Source organism: Enterococcus faecalis, assembly GCF_029024925.1.
GTDB classification, from domain to species: Bacteria; Bacillota; Bacilli; order Lactobacillales; family Enterococcaceae; genus Enterococcus; species Enterococcus faecalis.
Map to the genome: position 1 here is coordinate 640,369 of NZ_CP118962.1, position 24,642 is coordinate 665,010.

The following is a 24,642-nucleotide window of genomic DNA, read 5'->3' on the forward strand; positions in this document are numbered from 1 at the left end:
AAGAGAACATGATCGGATTGCTGGAAACAATCCGACCATGTTCTCTTATTTCTTTTCAATACAGAAAAGAACAGGTGGCTGATTTTTTTGATTGATAAACTCATAACGTAAGACACTGTAAACATCTTGTGGTAAGGCTTGCGTGTAATTAGTGACCAAATCAAGTTCCTCTGAACCACCTTCGTGGCCATAATAAACGACTAAAATAATGCGACTTCCTTTTACCAAATGAGGCAGTAACCCATCTAACGCCTGTTTAGTCGTAGTGGGTTTTGTAATAATTTCCTTATTACTTTTAGGTAAATAGCCTAAGTTAAAAATAGCGGCAGTGATTTCTGTTTCTTCATCTAGGACAGCATGAAGATGTTCATGTCCTAATGGAAATAACGTAGTTTGTGGGAGTAAATTAAGTTCTGTTAACTTTTGTTCTGTATTGATCAACGCTTCTTTTTGGATATCAAAGGCGAAAACTTCACCAGAAGGGCCAACCAGCTCTGCTAAGAATGCTGTATCATGACCATTTCCCATTGTTGCATCAATGACGAAGTCGCCAGGTTCCACCACTTCTTTTAAAAGTTGGTGACTAAAATGTAGGGCTGTTTGTAGCATTAATTGAAAACTTCCTTTCCTGAAATGACAGTATATTTTCCTTGATAACTGTTGCGGCGTTTCATTTCCGCATCAATCGCATTGAGGACTTCCCATTTTTTCAAGCTCCACATCGGTCCGATAATTGTTTCAAAGGGAGCATCGCCTGTCAAGCGATGAATAACAATTTCGGGTGGAATCATTTCTAACTGATCACAAATCACTGAAACATAGGCTTCTTTGCTCATCAATTGTAAGCGTCCTTCATTATAATCCCGCATCATTTTGGTATTTGTCATTAAATGAAGTAAGTGCAGTTTAATCCCTTGGATATCTGAATCCTGAATAGTTCGCCGCACATTTTCGCGCATCATAGCGGGGGTTTCACCAGGTAGCCCGTTAATTAAATGTGTACAGACCCGAATCCCGTGTTTCCGTAATTTAGCCACGCCATCTAGATATGTTTGATAATCATGAGCGCGATTAATGGCAGCGCTAGTTTCCTCAAATGTGGTTTGCAAACCTAACTCTACCCATAAATAAAAGCGTTCATTTAATTCGGCTAAATAGTTCACTACCTCATCAGGCAAACAATCAGGACGGGTACCAATGGATAAACCAACGACGCCTTTTTCATTGACTACTTGTTCAAACCGATGACGAATAACGTCAACGGGCGCATGTGTATTGGTGAAATTTTGGAAGTAAACAATGTATTGATCGACAGTTGGCCATTTTTGATGCATCAATTGGATTTCTTTTTGAAATTGAAGCGGCAGGGGATCGCTAGGTGCAACAATCATGTCGCCTGAGCCAGAAACACTACAGAACGTACAACCACCTTTGGCAACCGTCCCATCAAGATTGGGGCAATCAAAGCCACCATCAATTGGCACTTTAAAAATCTTTTCACCAAACTGTTGACGAAGTGCATAGTTCCAAGTGTGATAGCGTTTATTTGGATCATCTGAATAAGGAAAAATTTGCATAATCAAGACTTCTTTCTAGCGTTGTTTGCTTTGAAATCGCCAAACAAAGCGTTTTTCTAAATAAATAGGGTAACTTAATAACAACCAAGCTAAACCAAGACAAAAACCACCTAAGATATCGCTAGGGAAATGGACACCTAAATAGATTCGACTAACTCCAATCATGAAAATCCCAATACCTAGTAAAATTTGCACACAAAGGCGGACCGTTTTATTTTTAATGAAAATTGGCAGAATCAATAAAATTGTGCCGTAGAACAAGGTACTTCCTACAGCATGTCCGCTAGGAAAACTATACGTATGTTCAGTTACTAAATGCTCCAAAGTAGGACGTTGGCGCATAAAGAATAATTTTAATAAAGAATTACCTACGCCAGCAATTAAGGCAGTATTAATAAAGAGCCATAATGCTTCAGCATAATATTTCCAAACAATAAACAGAGCAATGACAACGATTGCTAAGATGATAATCGTCAATGAATTGGCAAATTTGGTGTACCAAATAAAAAAGTTATTTAGCTGTGGAAAAGGACGACGAACAAAAGAAGTAATCGTTTGATCAAAGCCTTTGAGCCAGGTTGGATAAAAACGAACAACATAGCCTAAAAACATAAATACTAAAAGAAAACAACTACCTGCAAATTGATAATAAAGTTTGTTTTTCATAAAAAATCCTTTCAAAATTTAATCGCAACAATCCGTATTATACCATCAAAAGAGTAAAAAATTAAAAGATAATTTCATTGCCTGATTTGGAGGGGATACAGATATTAAGAAAGTTCTGGCACCACAATCTCTCATTGTGGTGCCAGAACTTTTTTAAATGGTGCATGGTTATTGATTATCATCATCAGGAGTATCAACGGTAATATCGCCGAATTCGCTAGAAAGGTTAAACTCTGTATCCGCACGACCATTCTTATAAGATGTTCGCTCTTTGTTTAAAAGTTGAACATCGCCTAATTTTGATTCACCTTTGATTGAAATGTTACGCAAAATTTCTCCAGAATTTACATAAATATCTCCATGGACAAGAGCGACAGTTAATTTTTTAGGCACAGCAGGCATGTCTAAAGAAAAATCACCATTTTCACTTGAAAAGTTAGCTTCTCCTTTGAAATCATAGACGCTAATATCGCCATCTGTCGTTGTTGCTTGGATGTTTCCGCGAGTATTTTGCACTCGAATATCACCAGAAATAGTCGTATTTTTGATTTCATCGAAATAGGCTGAATCCAACGTTATATCGCCGTCAGTGGTTTCAACTGTTGCTGTTTTAGCGGAAGTATCCGCTGAAAGGTAGATACCATCTGAAGAGTTAAGCGTCATTTTTTTGGCTTTAACACCCGATAGACTAACATAAGAATTTGGTAGATTAGTTGTTAATTCGTCTACGTTAAAAGCATTCAATGAAACTGGTGAATGGGTTGAGCCATCAATTACTAACTTTTTCACATTATTAGGAATCTGGACACTCACGTTCGGTGTGAAGTCACTAAAAATACCAATATTAAAGAATGACAACTCGGGTTGGTTTTGTGTACGAGTGGTATTGATGGTTGCTGTTATTTTATTTTTTTCTTCTTTGACATCTAAGGTGCCTTCAGCTTTTGAATAAAAGGCATTATTCGGTGATCGTAATCCCATTTTGTTACTATCAGTTTTATAAATGGTATAAGGTCCTTTGCCTTTTAAGGATAAGTGAAGTTCTTCGCCTGCTTGTTTATTTTTTAGTGTATAACTTTCTTTTAGCGGCGTGACTGATTTTTCCGCTTGTTTGTAAAAATAGACGGCGCCAGATCCACCAATTAGCATCGCTAAGACAGCAATGGATAAGAGAATCCCTGTTGTTTTTTTCATTAGATATCACCTCGTAAAACAGCAATGTTCCATTGGAAATAACGCTTAAAGACATGTGCTGAAAATTTTAAAATTGGTAGAAACAGTAACCAACCAATGATTGATGCACCAAATAAAAAGAGACTCATAGATAATTGGAAAAAGGAAGCGGCATTTGCCTGGGTAATAACACTATAAATACCATAAATTGGTGAAAATAAAGTTGCAGCTCCGGCAATGCCACAACCGACGTATATTAAGGCAATCCCTAAAATAACCCAAAACATGAAGAAAAAATTTAAACAGAAAATACCAAGCACTTGGAAAAATCGGGTTAGCGGCCGATGCTGTGGTCGTTGATAGTATGGAGAATCATTATCATAGTAAAATTCAGATTCTTCTTCATAGGGATGATCATAAGCAGGTGTAGCCGCTGGAATTTCTTGCCAGCCATTATTTTCAATTTTTCGTTCCGTCAATTCAATGCCTTGTTCTTTTAAAATTTCTTCTGCGATAACCCGTGGTTTCCCCAATGATTTTGCCACTTGTTCTTCTGTTTCGCCTTCCGCAACACGAGCATCAAATAACGCCTTGTATTTCGCAAGAATAATAGCTTGATCTTTTGGATTTAATGCTTTTAAATAAATTTTCAGCTCAATAATAAAATGTTCTTTATTCATTCCGCTCCCTCTTTCTACACGATTCATTTCTCATCTTAAACTATAATTTCTTTTTGGGCGAATAACAAGAGGAATTAAAAAAATCAGACTAAGGTAAAGAAGCATCTACAACTAAAGTCGCAGTTTTTTCCGAGTAGTAACAAGAGAGTATATCCGTGTTAAAAAACATTACTTCTTTACAATCTAGTTACAGTAATATGAAATTTTGTTGAAGTGTTTTTAATTCGCCAGAAAAAAAGGTATACTTGTTATAATAACAAAACTAAAAAATTACATTTACATATAAGTTAAAAAAGGAAAGTTGGGGACGTATCAATGAAGAAAGAATCAATGTCACGTATCGAAAGAAGGAAAGCACAACAAAGAAAGAAAACGCCAGTACAATGGAAGAAGAGCACTACTTTATTCAGCTCGGCGTTAATTGTTTCATCTGTAGGAACGCCCGTTGCGTTACTACCAGTGACTGCTGAGGCAACAGAAGAGCAGCCAACAAATGCGGAAGTTGCCCAAGCACCTACTACGGAAACTGGCTTAGTAGAGACACCAACAACAGAAACTACGCCAGGAACTACGGAACAACCGACAACGGATTCGTCAACAACGACTGAATCGACAACTGAATCATCAAAAGAAACACCAACAACACCAAGTACCGAGCAACCAACAGTTGATTCAACTACACCTGTGGAATCAGGAACGACTGATTCTTCAGTAGCAGAAATCGCGCCAGTAGCTCCTTCAACAACCGAGTCCGAAGCAGCGCCTGCGGTTACACCAGATGATGAAGTAAAAGTACCCGAAGCTAGAGTAGCTTCTGCGCAAACTTTTTCAGCGTTATCACCGACGCAAAGTCCTTCAGAATTTATTGCCGAGTTAGCTCGTTGTGCACAACCTATTGCGCAAGCCAATGATTTATATGCATCAGTGATGATGGCTCAAGCAATCGTTGAAAGTGGTTGGGGAGCAAGTACGCTATCTAAGGCACCAAACTATAACTTATTTGGGATTAAAGGCAGCTACAATGGACAATCTGTCTATATGGATACATGGGAATATTTAAACGGCAAATGGTTAGTGAAAAAAGAACCTTTCCGTAAATATCCTTCTTACATGGAATCATTCCAAGATAATGCGCACGTGCTAAAAACAACTTCTTTCCAAGCGGGCGTTTACTATTATGCTGGGGCTTGGAAAAGCAATACAAGCTCGTACCGCGATGCAACTGCTTGGTTAACAGGTCGTTATGCGACAGATCCTAGCTACAATGCTAAATTAAATAATGTCATTACCGCATATAACTTAACTCAATATGATACACCATCTTCTGGTGGAAATACTGGGGGCGGAATAGTTAATCCAGGAACAGGCGGCTCGAACAATCAATCAGGAACGAACACGTACTATACTGTAAAATCAGGAGATACCTTGAATAAAATTGCCGCGCAATATGGTGTGAGCGTTGCTAATTTACGCTCATGGAACGGCATCTCTGGCGATTTAATTTTCGTTGGTCAAAAACTTATCGTGAAAAAAGGTGCTTCAGGTAACACTGGTGGCTCAGGCAGCGGTGGTTCTAACAATAATCAATCAGGAACGAACACGTACTATACTGTAAAATCAGGGGATACCTTGAATAAAATTGCCGCCCAATATGGCGTGAGCGTTGCTAATTTACGCTCATGGAATGGCATCTCTGGCGATTTAATTTTCGTTGGTCAAAAACTCATCGTGAAAAAAGGTGCTTCAGGTAACACTGGTGGCTCAAACAACGGTGGCTCTAACAATAATCAATCAGGAACGAATACGTACTACACAATTAAATCAGGCGATACCTTGAACAAAATTGCCGCCCAATATGGCGTGAGTGTTGCTAATTTACGCTCATGGAATGGCATTTCTGGCGATTTAATCTTCGCTGGTCAAAAAATTATTGTGAAAAAAGGTACTTCAGGTAACACCGGTGGCTCAAGCAACGGTAGTTCTAACAATAATCAATCAGGAACGAATACGTACTACACGATTAAATCAGGCGATACCTTGAACAAAATTTCTGCACAATTCGGTGTTAGTGTGGCTAACTTACAAGCCTGGAATAACATCAGCGGTAGTTTGATTTTTGCTGGTCAAAAGATTATCGTGAAAAAAGGCGCCAACTCAGGTTCAACGAATACGAACAAGCCTACGAATAATGGTGGCGGTGCGACAACATCCTACACGATTAAATCAGGTGATACGCTGAATAAAATTTCTGCACAGTTTGGCGTGAGTGTTGCTAATCTACGTTCATGGAACGGGATCAAAGGCGATTTAATTTTTGCTGGTCAAACAATCATCGTGAAAAAAGGCGCTTCTGCAGGTGGCAATGCTTCTTCAACAAATAGTGCATCAGGCAAACGCCATACAGTTAAAAGCGGTGATTCACTTTGGGGCTTATCAATGCAATACGGAATCAGCATCCAAAAAATCAAACAATTAAATGGCTTAAGCGGGGATACAATTTATATTGGTCAAACTTTAAAAGTTGGTTAATTTAAGATTGAAAAAAATAGCTATCTTTGGTAACATGAGTCTTATAATAGAAAAAAACAATGAGAAGGAATAGTAGAAAGAACCATGTGATAGAGAGCGTATGGCTGGTGGAAATACGTACAGAAGCTTTTGAACTCGCCTTTAAGTTACTTTTTTGAACAAACCAAGTAGGAAAAGTCGGTGACGATCGTTAAGACGTTTGAGGTTAAGGTGACGGTGAATAACCGTTTCTTTGACGAATTTAGGTGGTACCACGTTGCATTTGTATGTTCACGTCCTATAGGAATTTTTCCTATAGGACTTTTTTTTATCACTAAGTAGCTAGTTTAAGTCAGAATAGTGACAATGGCTGCAGGTGGCAAATTTTAAGAATGAAAAATTTTATATTACTAGGAGGAATAACATGAGCTACAATCACAAAGAGATTGAGAAAAAATGGCAAAAATATTGGGCTAAGAACAATTGTTTCAATACATTGGACGACCCAAATAAAGAAAAATTTTATGCACTAGATATGTTTCCCTATCCATCTGGACAAGGCTTACACGTAGGTCACCCGGAAGGCTATACAGCAACCGATATTCTTTCACGTATGAAACGTGCGCAAGGCTATAATGTGTTGCATCCAATGGGCTGGGATGCGTTTGGTTTGCCAGCAGAACAATATGCGTTAGACACAGGAAATGACCCAGCTGAATTTACTAAGAAAAATATCGAAACATTCCGTCGCCAAATTAATTCATTAGGATTCAGCTATGATTGGAATCGCGAAATTAATACCACTGATCCCGAATATTACAAATGGACACAATGGATATTTACAAAATTATATGAAAAAGGGTTAGCTTATGAAGCAGAAGTTGCGGTTAACTGGGTACCTGAACTAGGAACTGTTATTTCAAATGAAGAAGTCATTGATGGAAAAAGTGAACGTGGCGGTTATGATGTGGTTCGCCGACCAATGCGTCAATGGATGCTGAAAATTACTGCTTATGCAGATCGCTTATTAGAAGATTTAGAGCTTGTTGATTGGCCAGAAAGTATTAAAGATATGCAACGAAATTGGATTGGACGTTCTGAAGGAGCCAATGTGACCTTTAAAGTCGCTGGCACAGAAGAAAGTTTCACGGTGTTTACAACCCGTCCTGATACCTTGTTTGGTGCAACCTATACTGTTCTAGCTCCTGAACTAGAACTAGTGAAAAAAATTACGACACCTGAACAAACAGCAGCTGTAGAAGCATATATTGAAGAAACCTCAAAAAAATCTGATTTAAATAGAACGGATTTAGCAAAAGAAAAAACAGGTGTTTTCACAGGTGCGTATGCGATAAATCCAGTTAATGGCCAAGAAATTCCAATTTGGATTGGCGATTATGTTTTAGCAAGCTATGGCACAGGCGCAATCATGGCGGTCCCAGCGCATGATGAACGGGATTACGAATTTGCGAAAACATTTGGCATTGATATCCTACCAGTAATCGCAGGTGGCGACATTACAACAGAAGCCTATACAGGGGATGGACCGCATATCAATTCTGATTTCTTAAATGGATTAAACAAAGCAGAAGCCATCGCTAAAATGAATGAGTGGCTAGAAGAAAATCACGTAGGGAAAAAAGAAGTATCTTATCGTTTACGTGACTGGTTATTCTCTCGTCAACGCTACTGGGGTGAACCAATTCCTGTGATCCATTGGGAAGATGGAACAACCACAACGGTTCCTGAATCTGAGTTACCTCTACGTTTACCAGTAACATCGGATATTCGCCCAAGTGGAACTGGGGAATCGCCATTAGCAAACATTGATGAATGGGTCAATGTCGTCGACCCTGAAACTGGTATGAAGGGAAAACGTGAAACGAATACTATGCCACAATGGGCTGGAAGCTCTTGGTATTACTTACGATTCATTGATCCTCATAATAAAAATGAAATTGCTGATTTTGAAAAATTAAAACGTTGGTTACCAGTTGATATCTATATTGGTGGTGCCGAACATGCGGTGCTGCATTTACTTTATGCTCGTTTTTGGCATAAATTCTTATATGATATTGGTGTGGTTCCTACCAAAGAACCTTTCCAAAAATTATACAACCAAGGTATGATTTTAGGAGAAAACAACGAAAAAATGTCTAAATCACGTGGCAATGTTGTAAATCCCGATGATGTGGTGGCTAAATATGGTGCGGATACATTACGTCTTTATGAAATGTTCATGGGCCCGTTAGATGCTTCCATTGCTTGGAATGAAAATGGCTTAGAAGGAAGTCGTAAATTCTTAGATCGCGTTTGGCGTCTGATTGTTGATGAAGAAGGCAAAATGCGTGACCGAATTACCACAATTAATGATGGCCGTTTAACGAAAGTTTATCACCAAACGGTTAAAAAAGTGACAGAAGATATGGCAAACTTGCACTTTAATACAGCGATTTCTCAATTAATGGTTTTTGTGAATGAAGCCAATAAAGTGGATGCCTTACCTTATGAATATGTGGAAGGATTTGTCCAATTACTTGCGCCAATCGCGCCACATATTGGTGAAGAACTATGGCAAATTTTAGGTAACGAGGAAAGTTTAACTTATGTCCCTTGGCCAACCTATGATGAAGCAGCCTTAGTAGAAGATGAAGTGGAAGTAGTTTTCCAAGTGAACGGAAAATTACGTGGCAAACAAAATGTCGCTCGTGGGTTAAGCAAAGAAGAATTAGAACAAATTGCAATGAACCATGAAGCTGTTAAAGAATTTATTGAAGGAAAAACAGTGCGCAAAGTGATTGCTGTTCCAGATAAATTAGTAAATATTGTTGCAAATTAAGTTTACATGTTTTTATTAAAAAAAGAGCCGGACGTGTCAAAACGTCTGGCTCTTTTTAAGGTTGTTTTGTTTTACCTTTTTGATTCATATGTTCTTTACATGTGATTGTTATAACCGAAAGCAAGGCGATGAAGAGAAAAAAGTAACCAAGCGGCGTACAGAAAAAGGCGGGTTCTTTTAAAAGTCCATCGCTAGATAATGTTGATCCAACTAAAATAGAGATCATAAATAATAAAAGACTAATCAAGCCAAGAAATAAGCTAATACGATATTTTTTCAACTTCAGTTCCTCCTTTAATGAACTATCACTAAGATAAATCAAAAAGGTTAACTTTTTTTTAGGCAACTGTTAAAACTTAGATAAGAAATCTATTTTCTAAGTTTGTCGTTGTTGGTAATTGGTTAAGATCATACGTGAAAAGGGACCGACAATCAGCAATTGATAAGGAAGGGCAACAATAAAGTTCAGGCCCCAAGCTTGGAAATACGCACTTAGTGACAACGTCTGGCCTTCCATTAATAAGCCAAATAAAGACATACAAGTCACCATGCCGATAATCATGAGACTCGAAATGGTCAGAATAAGTAATAGCCGTTTTTCTTTATTAAAGGGTAAAGAAAAAGCGATTTTCTTAGCTAAGACACCAACGATGAAAACGTCTAAAATAAAAGCAACGATAAATCCAGGAAGCAAACCTTTTGATAAGGCGTACAATGAAAATTCTCCATGCAATAATAAATTATAGGTGCTCATTCCGAAAACCATCAGAAAGCACATTAACGTAGTAAAAAGCATTACTTCTTTTTTATTAGTAGGCATTTTTTTCTCCTTTCATTTATTGAGAGTAATGATTGTTCTAGGCAGAAAAGGACAAATTCTCTCGACTTTTACTAGTGTAGCAAAAATAAAAGTTCTTCATAAGTTAGAATTTGCTAAGAATTTGATTCAAATAAAAAGGTGTACTAAGTCAGCAGTACACCTTTTTATTCGTTATTTAGTTTATTTTTGTGTTATTTGTAACGTCCTCTCCAAACCATTTTTGAGAAATTTTACTAAGGGTGCCATCTTTTCGTAACGTTTCAAAGGCAGTATTGATTTTTTGGACTAATTGATTGTCTGATTTGCGGACGCCCACAGCAAAATCTTCATTGTCATAGCCGACATGAGAAATAGTATAGTTTTTTAAATTATCTTCGTGGGAAAGATAGTAGTTGGCGTAGACGCGATCGATTAGGAGCCCATCAATTCGGCCAGATTTTAAATCTAAGAAAGCTTCATTAAAGCCGTCATATAAAATAGGCGTTTGGTCTTTAACAAATTTTTTCAAAACGTCAGGCTGACTTTCGAAGCCATCATAGCCAGAAGAGCCGTTTTGAACCCCTAAAATTTTGCCTTGCATGTCGCTCGCTGTTGCAATGTTTTTTACTTTTAAAGAAACAAGTACTTGATCGTTCGTCATGTAAGGTTGTGTGAATTGAACTTTTTCGGCCCGCTCGCTCGTTTTAGTGTAGCCGTTCCAAATAAGATCAATGGTTTGATTTTGTAATTCTGTTTCTTTCATAGACCAATCAATCGGTTGGAAGTCAACGGAAATGCCATAAAGTTTAAAAACCGCTTTGGCTAAGTCGACATCAAAGCCGACAATTTTGCCTGATTTATCTTGAAAACCCATGGGCACAAAGGAGTCATCTAAGCCAATAATAATCCGTTTTTCTTCGTTAATCCGTGTCCATTGATCTTCGTTGCTTTTTCTTTTACCACAACCTGCAAATAGGAGTAAACTACAACAGATAACCAGCAAGGCTAAAGAATATTTCTTTTTCATCATAAACTCCTTTCTATTGGACGGGGGCAACCGTCAAAAGATTGTCTGCAATTTTTTCAGCGAAAGCCATATCGTGGGTCACGACAATCTGTGTCATGCCTTGTTTCCGTAAATCTAAAATAACTTCTTCCACTTGTTGGCGTAAAGCTGGATCTAGCGCGCTCGTTGGTTCATCGTACCCAAGAACTTTTGGCTTCATTGCTAAGGCACGAGCAAGTGCAACTCGTTGTTTTTGTCCACCGGAAAGTTGGTACGGATAGAGTTTTTCTTTACCAGCCAAGCCCAATTTTTCCAGTAACTCTAAAGCTTCTTGCTGACTTTTTGCTTTTTCTTCTTTTAGTACTAATGTAGGTGCTAAGGTAATATTTTCTAAAACTGATAAGTGAGGGAAAAGTTGGAAGTCCTGGAAAACGACCCCAACCACTTGATCGGCATTGTCCATTTCAGCAGGATTGAAAGGAACACCATCCAACAAAAGCTCACCAGAATCAATGGTTTCTAAACCAGCCAAACAACGAAGTAAAGTGGTTTTTCCGCCGCCTGAAGGACCAACAATCGTTAAAATTTTACCATCTGGAATTTCTAAATTTAAGTGATCAATAATGGTCCGGTTGTCAAAATGTTTGGTTAAATTTTTAATAGTTAACATGGTAGAGTCCTCCTATTTATAATATTGATAGAATTTTTCAATTTTCTTAGAAGCAACAGTCAAAATTGCCGTAAAGAGTAAATAAATCACTCCCACTAAAGCTAATGGCACTAATGTAACATCGCGGCTCATCGCAATTTTACCAGCACGCAAAAGATCGCCTAAGCCAAGAACATAAATAAGAGAAGTATCCTTGACCAAATTGATAATTTCATTTCCTACGGAAGGCAGCACGATTTTAACAACTTGTGGCAAAATAATCCGCGTGACTGTTTGAAAACGTGTTAAACGTAAAACCTTAGCAGCTTCATATTGACCTTGGGGAATTGCTTGAATCCCCCCGCGAAAAATTTCAGCAAAGTACGCAGCATAATTTAAAATAAATGCGAATAAGGCTGCATCGTAACGTTCAAAGACAATACCAATTAATGGTAAGCCGTAAAAAACAAAAATTAATTGTAACAATAGCGGAGTGCCGCGCATTAACCAAATGTAGAGGTTAATTAAGTAACGTAAAGGTTTAAACGAACTTTGTAAAATAAAGGCAATGATAATCCCCAGTGGAATCGAGCCAAGGAGCGTAAAGAAAAAGACTTTCAGTGTCATGCCAGCTCCGCTAACTAAAGCAGGTAAAATTTCTAAAATATAATCCATCATTTTTTCCTCCAACAATTTTTATTAAAAAACAAAAAAGCCTCTTGGCTGTGAGCCAAGAGGACGAATCGCATTCGTGGTGCCACCTCAATTTACTTATCTTTCACAAGATAAGCCTTATGTAGTTGCGTTGACAACTACTCTCTGTTAACGATAGAGTCACCGGTTTTTCTTACTAAAGGATTCAGAAAAACATCTTTTAGGTGTGAGTAAAGAAGAATCCATCTTTTTCTTTCAGCCAATGAAAAAGTCTCTGTAAAGGAAGAGCTAAATTACTATGTCCTAAGCCTTGATTATAAGTATGAAATTGTTCGAACGGAACAGAAAACCTGTTGCTTTTCTAGCTTATCCCATTAAGCATATAGAAAAGAGGACAACAGACTTGAGCAGTTGAGGCACTCTCTAAGGTTGAAAAGCGCATCTAAAAAAACAAAAAAGTCCTTTGGCTGAATAGCCAAAGGACGAATAATCAATTATCGTGGTTCCACCTTAGTTTATTCATGTTTCGCAACACGAACCTTATGAAGTTCATAACTTCGCCTGTTAACGAGTGGTCCCGGACTTTCCTACTAAGGGTTCAAAAAGTCAACTCCCAGATGTGGTTCGCTGTTTCTTTACGTCTTTTTCCACCAACCAAAGACTCTCTTCACTAAAGGAAACAGTTACTCTTCTGTTCTCTGTTTTTCAATACTGTACCACCAGAAAAAATATCTGTCAACTCTTATTCTTAAAAAAATAATTTTCTTTCAAAAAGTAAGTGCTGAAAAAGGACAAATGTATGGAAAATCATGTAAAATGTAGGTAAGTTGTTTGAACAGAAGGAGGAGTTTTGGTATGAAACAGAAAAAGTGGTTAATCGGACTTGTTGCACTGGGCTTGGTTTTAGCAGCATGTGGAAGTGGCGGTTCGAAAACGACCTCGAATGAAGCAGCTACACAGAAAATTAACGTCGCATCTGGTGGTGAACTCTCGACATTAGACAGCGCTCATTATACAGATGTCTATAGTTCCGATATGATTGGTCAAGTAGTTGAAGGCTTGTATCGACAAGATAAAAACGGAGATCCTGAGCTAGCTATGGCGAAAGCAGAGCCACAAGTTAGTGAAGACGGGTTAGTCTATACATTCAAGTTACGAGAGGCAAAATGGACAAACGGGGATCCAGTTAAAGCAGGGGATTTTGTAGTTGCGTTTAGAAACGTGGTCGATCCAGCATACGGTTCAAGTAGCAGTAATCAAATGGATATTTTTAAAAATGGGCGTGCGGTGCGGGAAGGACAAGCCACGATGGAAGAATTTGGTGTCAAAGCAATCGATGACCAGACACTAGAACTAACATTGGAAAATTCAATTCCTTATTTAGCCCAAGTCTTAGTTGGAACACCTTTTATGCCTAAAAACGAAGCCTTTGCCAAAGAAAAAGGTACTGCCTATGGGACTTCTGCAGATAATTTTGTTGGCAATGGACCGTTTGTAATTTCAGGCTGGGATGGCAATTCCGAAACTTGGAAATTGAAGAAGAATGATCATTATTGGGATAAAGAACACGTAAAATTGAATGAAATTGATGTTCAAGTAGTGAAAGAAATTGGCACAGGAGCCAATCTTTTTGATAATGGTGATTTAGATTACACTGTTTTAGCAGATACTTATGCACTTCAGTATAAAGAGTCAAAACAAGCGCATTTTGTTCCTAAAGCCATGGTGGGTTATTTAAGCCCAAATCATCGCCGTGAAATTACCGGCAACGAACATGTTCGAAAAGCTTTTTTACAAGCGATTGACAAAGAAACTTTTGCAAAAGAAATTTTAGGAGATGGCTCGACAGCTTTAAATGGTTTTGTACCAGCTAATTTTGCAAAAAATCCAGATACAGGTGAAGATTTCCGCAAAGAAAATGGTGATTTATTGCCATATAATATTAAAGAAGCCCAAGCTAACTGGAACAAAGCGAAAGAAGAGTTGGGCAAAGATAAAATTGAATTGGAACTAATCTCAGCGGACTCAGCGATTGCCAAGAAAACCATTGAATTTGTTCAAGGGCAATTGCAACAAAATTTACCAGGTTTAACAATCAAATTAAAATCATTGCCTTTGCAAAATCGTTTGGATTTACAAACAGCAGGTAATTACGATTTAGCCTTTGGAACATGGACACCTGACTATGCTGATCCCTTTAATTTTTTAGAATTTTATGACTCAAAAAGTGGCTTAAATACTTCTGGTTATAACGATTCAGCGTATGATGCGGGTCTCCAAAAAGTTAGAAAAGATTACGCTAATGAACCTGAAAAACGCTGGAATGAATTACTAAGTTTAGAAAAAACATTAATTGAAAAAGATGCCGGTGTTTTACCATTATTCCAAGGAGCCATTGGTTACTTGAAATCAGATCGCTTACAAGGCTTGCAAGTATTTTCTTTTGGCCGCACAGTATCCTATCGTTTAGCTTATGTAGAAGAATAAATTGACTTCTGAAAAGTCCTATCTTTTGAAAAAGTCTGCTTTCTGTTTTATCCTTAAAGTAGGAAAATTAACTAAAAAAATCAACTATGAAAGGTAGGTTTTTCAAATGTTTAGCTTTCTATGGGCATTAATTGTCGGAGGAATTATTGGCGCAATTGCTGGCGCAATTTTAGGAAAAGACGTGCCTGGTGGCATTATTGGAAATATTATCGTGGGCTTTTTAGGAAGTTGGGTAGCATCACTCTTGTTGCCTTCTTTAGGACCAGTCATCGGCGGGTTTCCAATTATCTCAGCGTTGCTAGGAGCGATTATCTGTATCGCTATTTACTCTTTTATTGTAAACCGCAAGGCGTAAAATTTTAAAATTAAAAAATACCACCGAGTGTTTCTTTCGGTGGTATTTTTGTTTGTTGAAATTATTTAAGATTCTAACATTTCTGCAGGTAATAAAATCGTTTCACGATGGCCATCATCAAAAGCAAAAATTCGCGACGGATATGCCGTAGAATAACTAAATGGTAAGTCGATGGCCATTTCTACTGAACTATTTTCTTGAGAAAAATGGACAGTCACCTTGCCATTATTGTTCAACAAATCAAAGTGAAGTAAGTCGTTTAAAGGGATAACCCCTTTTAGATTTAAGTCAATAATCAACCAAATACTATCAATTAAGCCACTAGGTAAGCTAGAAACAACACCTAATGAAGCATAGCGGCTACGGTCACTATCAAAACGTTCAAACATATGGATGACCTCCTTTTTGTTTACTTACTTTTAGTATACTGCAAATTTTAAAAAAAGAAATTGTTTCGTTTGAAAATATTGCGTAGATTAGCAAAAATTTAATATTCCTCTGTAGCTTCCTAGCTCTGCAGGTGTCATCATTTATGTGAAGAAATCAAGTCATGCAGTAAAAAGAAAATGGGACGTACGTTGTTTCAACGTACGTCCCATTTCTAAAACTTACGAGAATCAGCTGAACAAAAGTGTACTCTTTATTCGGCTAATTCTGGTTCAGTCGTTTCAGCAGCTGTTCCTTCTTCTTCTTCAGGAGCAGTTTGTGCTTCAACAATAGCAACTAGTTGTTCTTCTGGATCAGTTAAAATTTCATAGTCTTTGTGTTCAGGTAAATCAGCGATTGTAAGAGCATCACCAATTTCTAAGTTTGTAATATCTACTTCAATTGATTCTGGCAATTTATCTGGTGTGGCTGCCACTAAAACAGTGTACAAGTTTTGAGCTAAGGTACCCCCAGCTTTCACACCCGCAGATTCACCAATTAATTGAACTTCTGCTTCGACTTCTGTTGTTTCTTTCATATTTACAGATAAGAATTCAACATGAAGCATTTGACCAGTAAAGGTATCTAATTGTGCTTTTGACATTAATGTGTTGATGTTTTTCCCATCAACTGTCATTTTAATAACGGTGTTAGCACCATGTTCGCGTAAAATTTTTGATAAGTCTTTTTCTTCAAAATAGATTGGTGTACTTTCAATTTGGTAACCGTAAACAATGGCAGGTACTTTCCCTTCGTGACGTAGCTGATTTCTTAGTGAACGTGGACGGATAGCTCTTTCTTTAACTTCTAATTGTACTGACATAACCTAATTCCTCCTTGAAATAATGAGTGATTTGGTTAAACTCAGAAACAAAACATAATGGAAAAAAGAAACTCTTTTTTCAGTTGTTCTTGTCTAGAAAAATGCTAACAATAATCAAAAAATCCCCACAAATATTGCCAGGCAACACTCATGGGAATGGTTCATTGTTATCGTTGTTCTCTCCCAGGTCATTACGCTGTTTTTGAGAAACCTTTATTTACTTTACTTATCAACCGTAACACTTATATTTTTATACGTCAAGGAATTACCTTTTTCTACTTTTCATCTTTAACGGATTCCACTATACTAATACCAGAATGGAGCGGAACAATGCGATTAGATAAATTACTAGAAGAACTTCAGTTTGGATCACGCAAAACGGTGAAACGAATAATCAGAGGCAAGCAGGTCACTGTGGATGGCATCGTGACATTAAATGAAAGCCAAAATGTCGATGCGCAATTACAAATGATTAAAGTAAAAGGACAATTAATTTCGCATAAGACACATGTGTACTATATGTTGAATAAGCCAAAAGGTGTGGTTAGCGCTGTCTCAGATGCATCTAAAAAAACAGTTATTGATTTGATTGCGCCACAAGACAGACGCCCTGGTCTTTATCCAGTGGGCAGACTCGATGGCGATACAGAAGGGTTACTTCTATTAACAGATAATGGACAATTAGGGTATCAATTAATTCGGCCAAATAAAGAAGTAGCGAAATGTTATGAAGTGAAAGTCAATGGTTTGGTCTCTGCAGAAGATTGTGCTAAATTTAAAGATGGGATTGTTTTGCAAGGAGGCATTCAATGTAAGCCAGCAAAAATAACTGTTCTTGCAGCGACTGAAACGGAGAGTCATGTTTTCCTGACTATTCAAGAAGGAAAATTTCACCAAGTGAAAAAAATGTTTTTATCCGTGGGAAAAAAAGTGACTGCTTTAAAACGCCAAACTATGGGGCCGTTGCGGCTAGATCCGCAATTACCTTTAGGTGCTTATCGTTCATTAACAAGAGAAGAGTTACAATTGCTATTGCCTTATTTTTTTATTGAAAAACAACAAACAAGCAAAGCGTTACCGAGTAATTTGAAAAGAGAAGAGGAACGGAAATGAAAACATTGCTTTTTGATGTTGATGATACATTGTTAGATTTTAAATTGGCTGAAAAGAAGGCTCTTCATGCCTTGTTTGAAGAAGAAAATGTACCATTTACATCTGAAGTCGAGTCAACATACCACCGAATTAATCAAGGATTATGGCGTTCATTTGAAGAAGGGAAAATAACAAAAGATGTTCTCCTTGATACACGGTTTGGTTTATTGTTTGACGCGTTTAATCGAGAAGTTGATAGCGTTAAAATGGGAGAAAACTACCGAGAATATTTAAGCCAAGGACATGACTTGCTTGGCAATAGTCAACGTATTTTGGAAAAATTAGCACCCCATTATGATTTATATATTGTGACAAACGGAGTGGCAAAAACACAGTATCGTCGATTGGAAGATTCGAAATTAATGCCTTATTTTAAAGATATTTTTGTTTCAGAAGAAGTGGGTTATCAAAAACCGATGAAAGAGTATTTTGATTTTGTTTTTGAACGGATTCCTAATTTTAGTAGAGAAAAAACAATGATTATTGGCGATTCTTTGCATTCAGATATTCAAGGAGGCCAACAAGCGAAAATTCAAACTGTTTGGCTCAATCCGACCTCCGCTCCAGCAACACCAACAATTCAACCCAATTATACGATTCAACAGCTAGATGAGTTGTTACCAATTCTTGGGCATTAAAAAACAACATTTCCTGTACAGGAAATGTTGTTTTTTAACTTAAATGTAACCGTAAGCGAACCATATCTTTTAAAGGCAAGCCATTTTCCATAATGGGCTCATCATAATGATGGATAAAAAAATCTGGTTCAATATGTGTCATTCGAAAACCGACTTTTTGGTAGAGATATAGCTGTTGAAAGCCTGTGCTCCCAGTCCCAATCTCCAAGTAATCATACTTTTCTTTTTTGGCAAAATCAATGGCAAAATGTAATAACTCTTGTCCGATGCCCCGCCCTCGGCTTTCTTCTGAGACAGCGATGTTTACGATTTCCAATGTCCGTGGGTGAGTCGGCAACAGGACTAAAATTCCTTGAAGTTCTTCAGTCTGATAGTCAAAGCAAATGCCGCGGGTAATGTAATCTGCCACCATTTTTTTTGAGGGATCTGCCTCATAAAGAAGAGCGTAATGCGCAGTTGTAAGAGCTTCTTTTTTGACTTTTTTAATCATAGGTAGGATTCTCCTTTTATTGATAAGTATACTGTAATTGAAAGAAGTGTGGGCAGATTTTTCATAAGAAGATAAAAATCACATGAAAAGTCTTGGAAAAGGTCTGGCATTCTTCAGAGTTTTCATTATAATAGTAAAAGACAATGAAGTTTTTGAAAAGAAAGAGGTTTATACATGAAAGATAGTCAGCCAATTATCATTGGTGTTACTGGCGGATCAGGAAGCGGAAAAACCAGTGTTAGCCGTGCGATTTTTAATAATTTTCCCGATCATTCAATTATGATGTTAGAACAGGATTCTTATTATAAAGATCAGAGCCATTTGAGTTTTGAAGAACGTTTAAATACCAATTATGATCATCCTTTTGCGTTTGATACAGATTTATTGATTCAACATGTTGAACAACTGTTAAATTATCAAGCCATTGAAAAGCCAGTTTATGACTACGTTGCGCATACAAGAAGTACAGAAACGGTGATCCAAGAACCGAAAGAAGTAATTATTCTTGAAGGGATTTTAATTTTAGAAGATCGCCGCTTAAGGGATTTAATGGATATTAAAGTGTATGTGGATACAGATGATGACATCCGTATTATTCGTCGAATCAAGCGTGATATGGAAGAACGTGGCCGTACTTTGGATTCTGTGATTGAACAATATTTGACAGTCGTCAAGCCCATGTATCACCAATTTATTGAACCTACGAAACGTTATGCAGATATCATTGTGCCAGAAGGTGGCGAAAACCACGTCGCTATTGATTTAATTAATACAAAAGTGGATAGTATTTTAACAAAAATGTAATAGTCAGCTTAAATAGCCGTCTCTATATCAGAGTCGACTGTTTAAGCTTTTTTTGACTTTTAAAGGGTGGTTTTATCAAATATTTTAAGGGATAGCTAAAAAGTTGAAAATATTGCAAGAAACAATATGCTATAATTTTTTAAAGGAAAAGGAGGGAAGGGAATCTGAATGATAAAAAGAGGTGAGGTTTTTTATGCGAATCTCTCACCAGTTGTTGGTTCTGAACAAGGTGGGATTCGACCTGTCCTGATTATTCAAAATAACAAAGGTAACTTATTTAGTCCAACGTTGATTGTTGCACCGATTACCCGTAACGTAAGCAAGCGGCTGCAACCAACGCAAGTCCTCATCGAAATTCCCCATAACGAGTGCAGGACGCCATCACTTATTTTGTTAGAACAAATTCGAACATTGGATAAAGAACGAATGCTACACAAGGTTTGTCAACTTTCTCGTGAAGAGATGGAACAGGTCAATCAAGCTTTAAAAGTTAGCGTTGGTATCCGTTAATTTACATATAAAGAAATCGTTTTGGGGAAACGGTTTCTTTTTTTGTTGAAATGGTTTCCAAATATTCGTTTTTCTCGTATAGTGAAAGAGGAGGCGATCACATGGATAAAATTCGTTATGGAATTATGAGTACTGCCCAAATTGTCCCAAGATTTGTATCAGGGCTTCGAGAAAGCGCGCAAGCTGAAGTGCGCGGGATTGCATCAAGGCGTTTAGAGAATGCTCAAAAAATGTCTAAAGAATTAGCGATTCCGGTGGCTTATGGCAGTTATGAAGAGTTATGTAAGGATGAAACAATTGATATTATTTATATTCCCACCTACAATCAAGGACATTACTCAGCAGCTAAGCTTGCGTTATCACAAGGAAAACCCGTCCTACTGGAAAAACCATTTACATTAAATGCTGCTGAAGCAGAAGAACTCTTCGCAATCGCACAGGAGCAAGGAGTTTTTCTAATGGAAGCTCAGAAGTCTGTCTTTTTACCAATTACCCAAAAAGTAAAGGCGACAATTCAAGAAGGGAGATTGGGAGAGATTTTATGGGTTCAGTCAGTTACTGCCTATCCCAATGTGGATCATATTCCCTGGTTTTACTCGAGAGAAGCGGGTGGTGGAGCGCTTCATGGCTCAGGAAGTTATCCATTACAATACTTACAATACGTATTAGGGAAAGAGATTCAAGCGGTTACGGGAACCGCAACATATCAGCAAGGAGCGACGGATAGTCAATGTAATTTAGCTTTGAAATTTGCTGAAGGGACGCTGGGCAATATTTTTATTAATGTTGGTTTAAAGATACCTAGTGAAATGACCATTTGTGGTACAAAAGGGCAAATCGTTATTCCTAATTTCTGGAAAACAGATTGTGCTTATTATACAGATGCTCAAGGCAACACTGTCAAATGGTCTGAACAATTTACTAGTGAATTTACGTATGAAATCAATCATGTGAATCAATGTTTACAAGACAAAAAGTTAACTAGCCCCGTAATGACGAAAGAATTAACGATAGCAACCGTTAAAATTGTTGAAAGTTTTTATCAAGAATGGTTCGATAACGAATAATTATCATCACTTGCTATCCAAACTATTCTGTGTTAAAGTGTGTTTTATGCGACGAGTTGACTCAATCAGATAGCTTCGGCTATTCCGTTTTGACGGCTAGTGATTGTCAAACACAACGACACCAGATAGTACGGCTATCAGTTACCGGATTTGTAACGTGTCGGACAGAATACTTTTGTGGAGAAGGTTTCTGTCTATTTATGCAAATAAATAGTGTGGTATCCCTTAACAGTAGTAACTGTTAAGGGATTTTTTTGTATGAAAAGAGAAGTGTTGCACTTTTATAAGTGCAACTTTTTTGTGTTGTGGAACAGATAAAATAACGCTATAGTTTTAAGTGTAAAGGGAAAAGAAAAGAGGTGACAAGGCATGACCGTGTTGTTGTCCAAAAGAGCGATAAATATTTTATTGATGCTTTTGGATTTGGAAGGGAGTATTACCACGCAAGAATTAGCTGAGAACTTTACTGTCAGCGTTCGAACAATTAAGTATGATTTAGAAGATATTCGTGCTTGGTTTGAACAGCACGATGAGACACTTTATTCAAAACGAAATAAGGGAATCTGGCTAGATTTACCTGACTCTAAACGCTTACTGTTAAAAAATGAAATTATCGATGTCGATCGATTTGAAACCTATCCTGATCAAAAAAGACGAGTCAATGTATTGATTTTTCAGTTATTGTCAGTCAAAGGGTACTTAACGGCACAGCAGCTAGCAGATGAATTATTAGTGAGTCGAAACACAATTGTCAGTGATTTGGAACAGGTCGAACGGTTGCTGCAAGCATATGATTTAACCTTAATTCGCCAAGCACGGCAAGGGTTTACAATCAGTGGTGAAGAAAGCAATGTACGCTTACTGATGGAATTTATCACTCAAAAAGAACTTACAGAATACGATATTTACCAAATTATGAACTATGTGACAAAGACAAAAGGGGCTGAAAAAATCCCTAAAATTAAATTTGGGTCAGGGACATTGTTTCAAGGTTGTTATCGTAGTGCATTGAAAAAAATGCGAAATTTAATTAATCCACTCGATCAAAATCAATTTGATTATGCCGAAATATTATCTATTACGTTGAGAGTGGCAATTGCCGCAGCACGTATGCAGATGGCACATACAATTGGGACTTACCGAGTATTATCGCAAAAAACACGCTTTGAACAACGGAACGAAGTACCACTTTTACTTTTACAAGAGGTGTTTGAACGGTATGACTTGCCTTTATTAGCGGATGAATATTTTTATATTTATAGTGATTTATTCGGAACCCATCAACGGCAAGATATGGTTCAATTAACAAAGCAAGTGATTGAAAGCGTTTCAAAAGAGCTGAATTATCCTTTTGTAAATGATCGCCAATTATTTACGAACTTGTTTGCACACCTGTCCTTACGTTTTACAAAGAAACATTTATTTATTAATGAATACAATCCGTTTTCTGAAGAAATCAAAGGAAAACACCCAGCGTTGTTTTTAGCTATTCAAAGTGCCTGTAAACAATTAATTCAACGTTCTGTTTTGTTAGTCAACGATTCTTTCTGCGCATATATTGCGTTGCATTTTTTGGCAGCTCAGGAACGACAACAGCAGGAAGCTAAAGTTGTTAGGATTGTGTATGTTTGCTCGACGGGCTTAGGTGTGACCAGTTTAATTGAACAAAAAATTTTAGAGGAAGTACCAAACGTTGAACTCGCAGGATTTGCTTCTGTTTTAAATGCAACTGAAGTGATTCAAGCAGAAAAGCCCGATTTGGTATTGAGTATTTTCCCAATTGAAGAAATGACATACCCATTTATTAAAGTTAGTCCATTGTTGACGGACACAGACTTAAGTTTGATTCGGGAAGAGGTCGATAAAATTTTATTAGGGAAACGTCAAGGAAAAGGTACCGCTCGCTCCACGAAATCTGATGTAATTGAAAAAAATGAACGGATACAAAGCCAAGATTTATTAGTAAAAGCGTATATTATTTATGAAGAGTTAAAACGAATGTTTCAAACAAAGTTACTGAGCGAATATCAAGAAGCCTTTTTACTTCACGTTTTATTAATGACACATCGGATTACGTTTAATAAACAATACGAAGAGATTCCTTGTAATAGAGAAGTATCTCATGAAAGGCAAGAAGAAATTCGGCAAATTGAATGTTTATTTGCTAAAAATGAGTTACCTGTCAATCATGCTGAAATTTCAGCATTACTTAATTATTTAGAACAACCAAAGGAGGAAGAGGATGGAACTAGCAATGGAAGCACAGGAGATCATTCGACAAAGTGCTGAACCAGAAAAGCTACAATCGATTATCAAACAAACCAGTGCGCGATTAGCAGAAGCACAAATTGAACCAACGGAATTACAGTGGACGATTTTGATTAACCATCTCAATGAGATGCTGAATCGTTCAAGAGAAGGAACGACATTAGCTGGTGTTGATCGGACGTTATTTACGGAACTAACACCAGAAACGTTGAAAATTGCACAAGAAACAACAGAAGCAATTGGTCAGTTATCAGAAGATGAATGGTATGTTTTAGCTGTTCATTTTGAAGTTGCTAAACAAAACAATTAATAGGAGGAAAAGTTATGATTACAGTAGTTATCGCAGATCGTTTAGGAAAAGGACAAAATGTTGCAAAAGGAGTGGAGCAAGCCGGTGGTCGCGCGGTTGTTGTTCCAGGAATGGGCGCTGATATGCGTTTAGGAGATGTGATGCAACAAGAAAAGGCTGATTTAGGCATTTCTTTCTGTGGCAGTGGTGGTGCAGGGGCGTTAACGGCTGCTACTAAATACGGGTATCCCGAAAGACATGGCATGCGATCAATCGAAGAAGGGGTAACAGCAATTAACGATGGGAAAACTGTTCTTGGATTTGGTTTTATGGATCAGGAAGAACTTGGTAAACGAGTAACTGAAGCATTTATTAAGAAACACGGAGCATAGAAAGTAGTAACTTAGAAAGGAGCGGTAATTATGGATGCCACAAAACGGTCAACACAAACCGTGATTGTTTCTGGAAAAGGTAATAAGAAGAATGAAGCTTTTGCAAGTGCATTGAATGATGTTTCAAAAAAAGTATTAAAAGAAACAACAGAGGTCCTCATCCGGATTGAACCGAAAGAAGTAACTATTCGTCAGGCAAAAGAACAAGTTTATACAGAAAAATTTCTGTTCTTCTTCTTTCCTAGAAAGAGAGTGATTTATCATGTCGAACTAGCTGTAGAAGTGGAAATCCAAGCCATTGCAGTCGAAGAAGTTGATTTTTTAACGGAAACAATTAAAGAACCGAACGCAGTAGTAGTTCCGTTTCTTTCAAAAAGAGGCGTATAAAGG

General features: G+C 37.4%; 26 protein-coding genes and 3 other annotated features. Of the genes, 13 read left to right on the forward strand and 13 right to left on the reverse strand.

Translation table 11 applies throughout. The annotated features are described in order from the left end of the window. Positions 1-45 precede the first annotated feature (45 nt). The 5 genes from mnmM to PYW42_RS03215 all read right to left on the reverse strand — a co-directional run bounded on the left by mnmM (position 46) and on the right by PYW42_RS03215 (position 4,096). Entirely contained in the window at positions 46-609 is a 564-nt protein-coding gene (gene mnmM / locus PYW42_RS03195; RefSeq protein ID WP_002368069.1) for a tRNA 5-(aminomethyl)-2-thiouridylate-methyltransferase MnmM, read from the reverse strand. Further along, positions 609-1,577 (reverse strand): tRNA modification radical SAM protein MnmL/YtqA, encoded by a 969-nt coding sequence (mnmL, locus tag PYW42_RS03200; RefSeq protein WP_010816096.1) that lies wholly within the window; start codon positions 1,575-1,577, stop codon positions 609-611. The genes mnmM and mnmL overlap by 1 nt, the downstream gene beginning before the upstream one ends. A 15-nt stretch (positions 1,578-1,592) precedes the next feature. Next, positions 1,593-2,243 (reverse strand): phosphatase PAP2 family protein, encoded by a 651-nt coding sequence (locus tag PYW42_RS03205; protein WP_002355669.1) that lies wholly within the window; start codon positions 2,241-2,243, stop codon positions 1,593-1,595. A gap of 168 nt (positions 2,244-2,411) precedes the next feature. Continuing rightward, complete coding sequence (locus tag PYW42_RS03210; RefSeq protein WP_002388870.1) at positions 2,412-3,437, reverse strand: DUF4097 family beta strand repeat-containing protein; 1,026 nt, start codon at positions 3,435-3,437, stop codon at positions 2,412-2,414. Then, entirely contained in the window at positions 3,437-4,096 is a 660-nt protein-coding gene (locus tag PYW42_RS03215) for a DUF1700 domain-containing protein (RefSeq protein ID WP_002388913.1), read from the reverse strand. The genes PYW42_RS03210 and PYW42_RS03215 overlap by 1 nt, the downstream gene beginning before the upstream one ends. Before the next feature lie 315 nt (positions 4,097-4,411). Between PYW42_RS03215 and PYW42_RS03220 the strand changes: the two genes are divergently transcribed. Both PYW42_RS03220 and leuS read left to right on the forward strand, forming a co-directional pair. Beyond that, positions 4,412-6,625, forward strand: coding sequence for an autolysin (locus tag PYW42_RS03220; protein ID WP_002388928.1), 2,214 nt, complete (start codon positions 4,412-4,414; stop codon positions 6,623-6,625). A 50-nt stretch (positions 6,626-6,675) separates the two neighbouring features. Continuing rightward, positions 6,676-6,908: a binding site (T-box leader), on the forward strand. A 120-nt stretch (positions 6,909-7,028) separates the two neighbouring features. After that, positions 7,029-9,443 (forward strand): leucine--tRNA ligase, encoded by a 2,415-nt coding sequence (gene leuS / locus PYW42_RS03225; protein ID WP_002364766.1) that lies wholly within the window; start codon positions 7,029-7,031, stop codon positions 9,441-9,443. A gap of 55 nt (positions 9,444-9,498) precedes the next feature. Here leuS and PYW42_RS03230 read toward each other — a convergent pair whose 3' ends face one another. The 5 genes from PYW42_RS03230 to PYW42_RS03250 form a co-directional block, all read right to left on the reverse strand. Then, on the reverse strand, positions 9,499-9,723 hold the full coding sequence (locus PYW42_RS03230) for a DUF3955 domain-containing protein (protein ID WP_002383054.1): 225 nt from the start codon (positions 9,721-9,723) through the stop codon (positions 9,499-9,501). 96 nt (positions 9,724-9,819) lie between these two features. Next, on the reverse strand, positions 9,820-10,263 hold the full coding sequence (locus PYW42_RS03235) for a hypothetical protein (protein WP_002388800.1): 444 nt from the start codon (positions 10,261-10,263) through the stop codon (positions 9,820-9,822). Between the two features lie 175 nt (positions 10,264-10,438). Then, positions 10,439-11,272 (reverse strand): amino acid ABC transporter substrate-binding protein, encoded by an 834-nt coding sequence (locus PYW42_RS03240; protein ID WP_002409607.1) that lies wholly within the window; start codon positions 11,270-11,272, stop codon positions 10,439-10,441. 10 nt (positions 11,273-11,282) lie between these two features. Continuing rightward, entirely contained in the window at positions 11,283-11,918 is a 636-nt protein-coding gene (locus tag PYW42_RS03245) for an amino acid ABC transporter ATP-binding protein (RefSeq protein WP_002358764.1), read from the reverse strand. A 12-nt stretch (positions 11,919-11,930) separates the two neighbouring features. Continuing rightward, complete coding sequence (locus PYW42_RS03250) at positions 11,931-12,575, reverse strand: amino acid ABC transporter permease (protein WP_002383057.1); 645 nt, start codon at positions 12,573-12,575, stop codon at positions 11,931-11,933. A gap of 53 nt (positions 12,576-12,628) precedes the next feature. Further along, positions 12,629-12,871, reverse strand: a binding site (T-box leader). A gap of 155 nt (positions 12,872-13,026) precedes the next feature. Beyond that, positions 13,027-13,259, reverse strand: a binding site (T-box leader). Between the two features lie 147 nt (positions 13,260-13,406). Here PYW42_RS03250 and PYW42_RS03255 point away from each other — a divergent pair. Both PYW42_RS03255 and PYW42_RS03260 read left to right on the forward strand, forming a co-directional pair. Next, the gene (locus PYW42_RS03255; RefSeq protein WP_002388924.1) at positions 13,407-15,038 is read left to right on the forward strand and encodes a peptide ABC transporter substrate-binding protein; all 1,632 of its coding nucleotides are present in this window, start codon (positions 13,407-13,409) and stop codon (positions 15,036-15,038) included. A gap of 106 nt (positions 15,039-15,144) precedes the next feature. Further along, entirely contained in the window at positions 15,145-15,393 is a 249-nt protein-coding gene (locus PYW42_RS03260; RefSeq protein WP_002355684.1) for a GlsB/YeaQ/YmgE family stress response membrane protein, read from the forward strand. Positions 15,394-15,458: 65 nt separating this feature from the next. Here the strand turns inward: PYW42_RS03260 and PYW42_RS03265 are convergent, their stop codons facing one another. Both PYW42_RS03265 and PYW42_RS03270 read right to left on the reverse strand, forming a co-directional pair. Continuing rightward, positions 15,459-15,782 carry a DUF960 domain-containing protein gene (locus PYW42_RS03265; RefSeq protein WP_002355697.1) on the reverse strand — a complete coding sequence of 108 codons (324 nt, stop codon included), beginning with the start codon at positions 15,780-15,782 and terminating at the stop codon, positions 15,459-15,461. Positions 15,783-16,033: 251 nt separating this feature from the next. Next, on the reverse strand, positions 16,034-16,642 hold the full coding sequence (locus PYW42_RS03270) for a 50S ribosomal protein L25/general stress protein Ctc (RefSeq protein ID WP_002358773.1): 609 nt from the start codon (positions 16,640-16,642) through the stop codon (positions 16,034-16,036). A 330-nt stretch (positions 16,643-16,972) separates the two neighbouring features. Between PYW42_RS03270 and PYW42_RS03275 the strand changes: the two genes are divergently transcribed. After that, a complete protein-coding gene (locus tag PYW42_RS03275; protein WP_002358774.1) occupies positions 16,973-17,755 on the forward strand; it encodes a 16S rRNA pseudouridine(516) synthase in 783 nt (260 codons plus the stop codon). Then, a complete protein-coding gene (locus PYW42_RS03280) occupies positions 17,752-18,432 on the forward strand; it encodes a YjjG family noncanonical pyrimidine nucleotidase (protein ID WP_002355700.1) in 681 nt (226 codons plus the stop codon). Before PYW42_RS03275 ends, PYW42_RS03280 begins: the two co-directional genes overlap by 4 nt. A gap of 34 nt (positions 18,433-18,466) precedes the next feature. Here PYW42_RS03280 and PYW42_RS03285 read toward each other — a convergent pair whose 3' ends face one another. Further along, positions 18,467-18,922: a GNAT family N-acetyltransferase gene (locus tag PYW42_RS03285; protein ID WP_002363227.1), complete on the reverse strand. Its 456-nt coding sequence runs from the start codon at positions 18,920-18,922 to the stop codon at positions 18,467-18,469. Between the two features lie 174 nt (positions 18,923-19,096). On the opposite strand from PYW42_RS03285, the gene udk reads away from it, so the two are divergent. The 7 genes from udk to PYW42_RS03320 all read left to right on the forward strand — a co-directional run bounded on the left by udk (position 19,097) and on the right by PYW42_RS03320 (position 24,639). Further along, positions 19,097-19,726 (forward strand): uridine kinase, encoded by a 630-nt coding sequence (udk, locus tag PYW42_RS03290; RefSeq protein ID WP_002355702.1) that lies wholly within the window; start codon positions 19,097-19,099, stop codon positions 19,724-19,726. 168 nt (positions 19,727-19,894) lie between these two features. After that, positions 19,895-20,236: a type II toxin-antitoxin system PemK/MazF family toxin gene (locus PYW42_RS03295; RefSeq protein WP_002355703.1), complete on the forward strand. Its 342-nt coding sequence runs from the start codon at positions 19,895-19,897 to the stop codon at positions 20,234-20,236. Between the two features lie 101 nt (positions 20,237-20,337). Next, a complete protein-coding gene (locus PYW42_RS03300; RefSeq protein ID WP_002388819.1) occupies positions 20,338-21,303 on the forward strand; it encodes a Gfo/Idh/MocA family protein in 966 nt (321 codons plus the stop codon). 369 nt (positions 21,304-21,672) lie between these two features. Further along, the gene (locus PYW42_RS03305) at positions 21,673-23,592 is read left to right on the forward strand and encodes a BglG family transcription antiterminator (RefSeq protein WP_002388793.1); all 1,920 of its coding nucleotides are present in this window, start codon (positions 21,673-21,675) and stop codon (positions 23,590-23,592) included. Next, positions 23,558-23,881, forward strand: a complete 324-nt coding sequence (locus tag PYW42_RS03310) for a PRD domain-containing protein (RefSeq protein ID WP_002386165.1) — start codon at positions 23,558-23,560, stop codon at positions 23,879-23,881. Before PYW42_RS03305 ends, PYW42_RS03310 begins: the two co-directional genes overlap by 35 nt. Positions 23,882-23,895: 14 nt before the next feature. Further along, the gene (locus tag PYW42_RS03315; RefSeq protein ID WP_002355707.1) at positions 23,896-24,252 is read left to right on the forward strand and encodes a glycine-rich SFCGS family protein; all 357 of its coding nucleotides are present in this window, start codon (positions 23,896-23,898) and stop codon (positions 24,250-24,252) included. A gap of 30 nt (positions 24,253-24,282) precedes the next feature. Next, positions 24,283-24,639 (forward strand): DUF4312 family protein, encoded by a 357-nt coding sequence (locus PYW42_RS03320; protein WP_002355708.1) that lies wholly within the window; start codon positions 24,283-24,285, stop codon positions 24,637-24,639. The last annotated feature ends 3 nt before the right edge of the window (positions 24,640-24,642 follow it).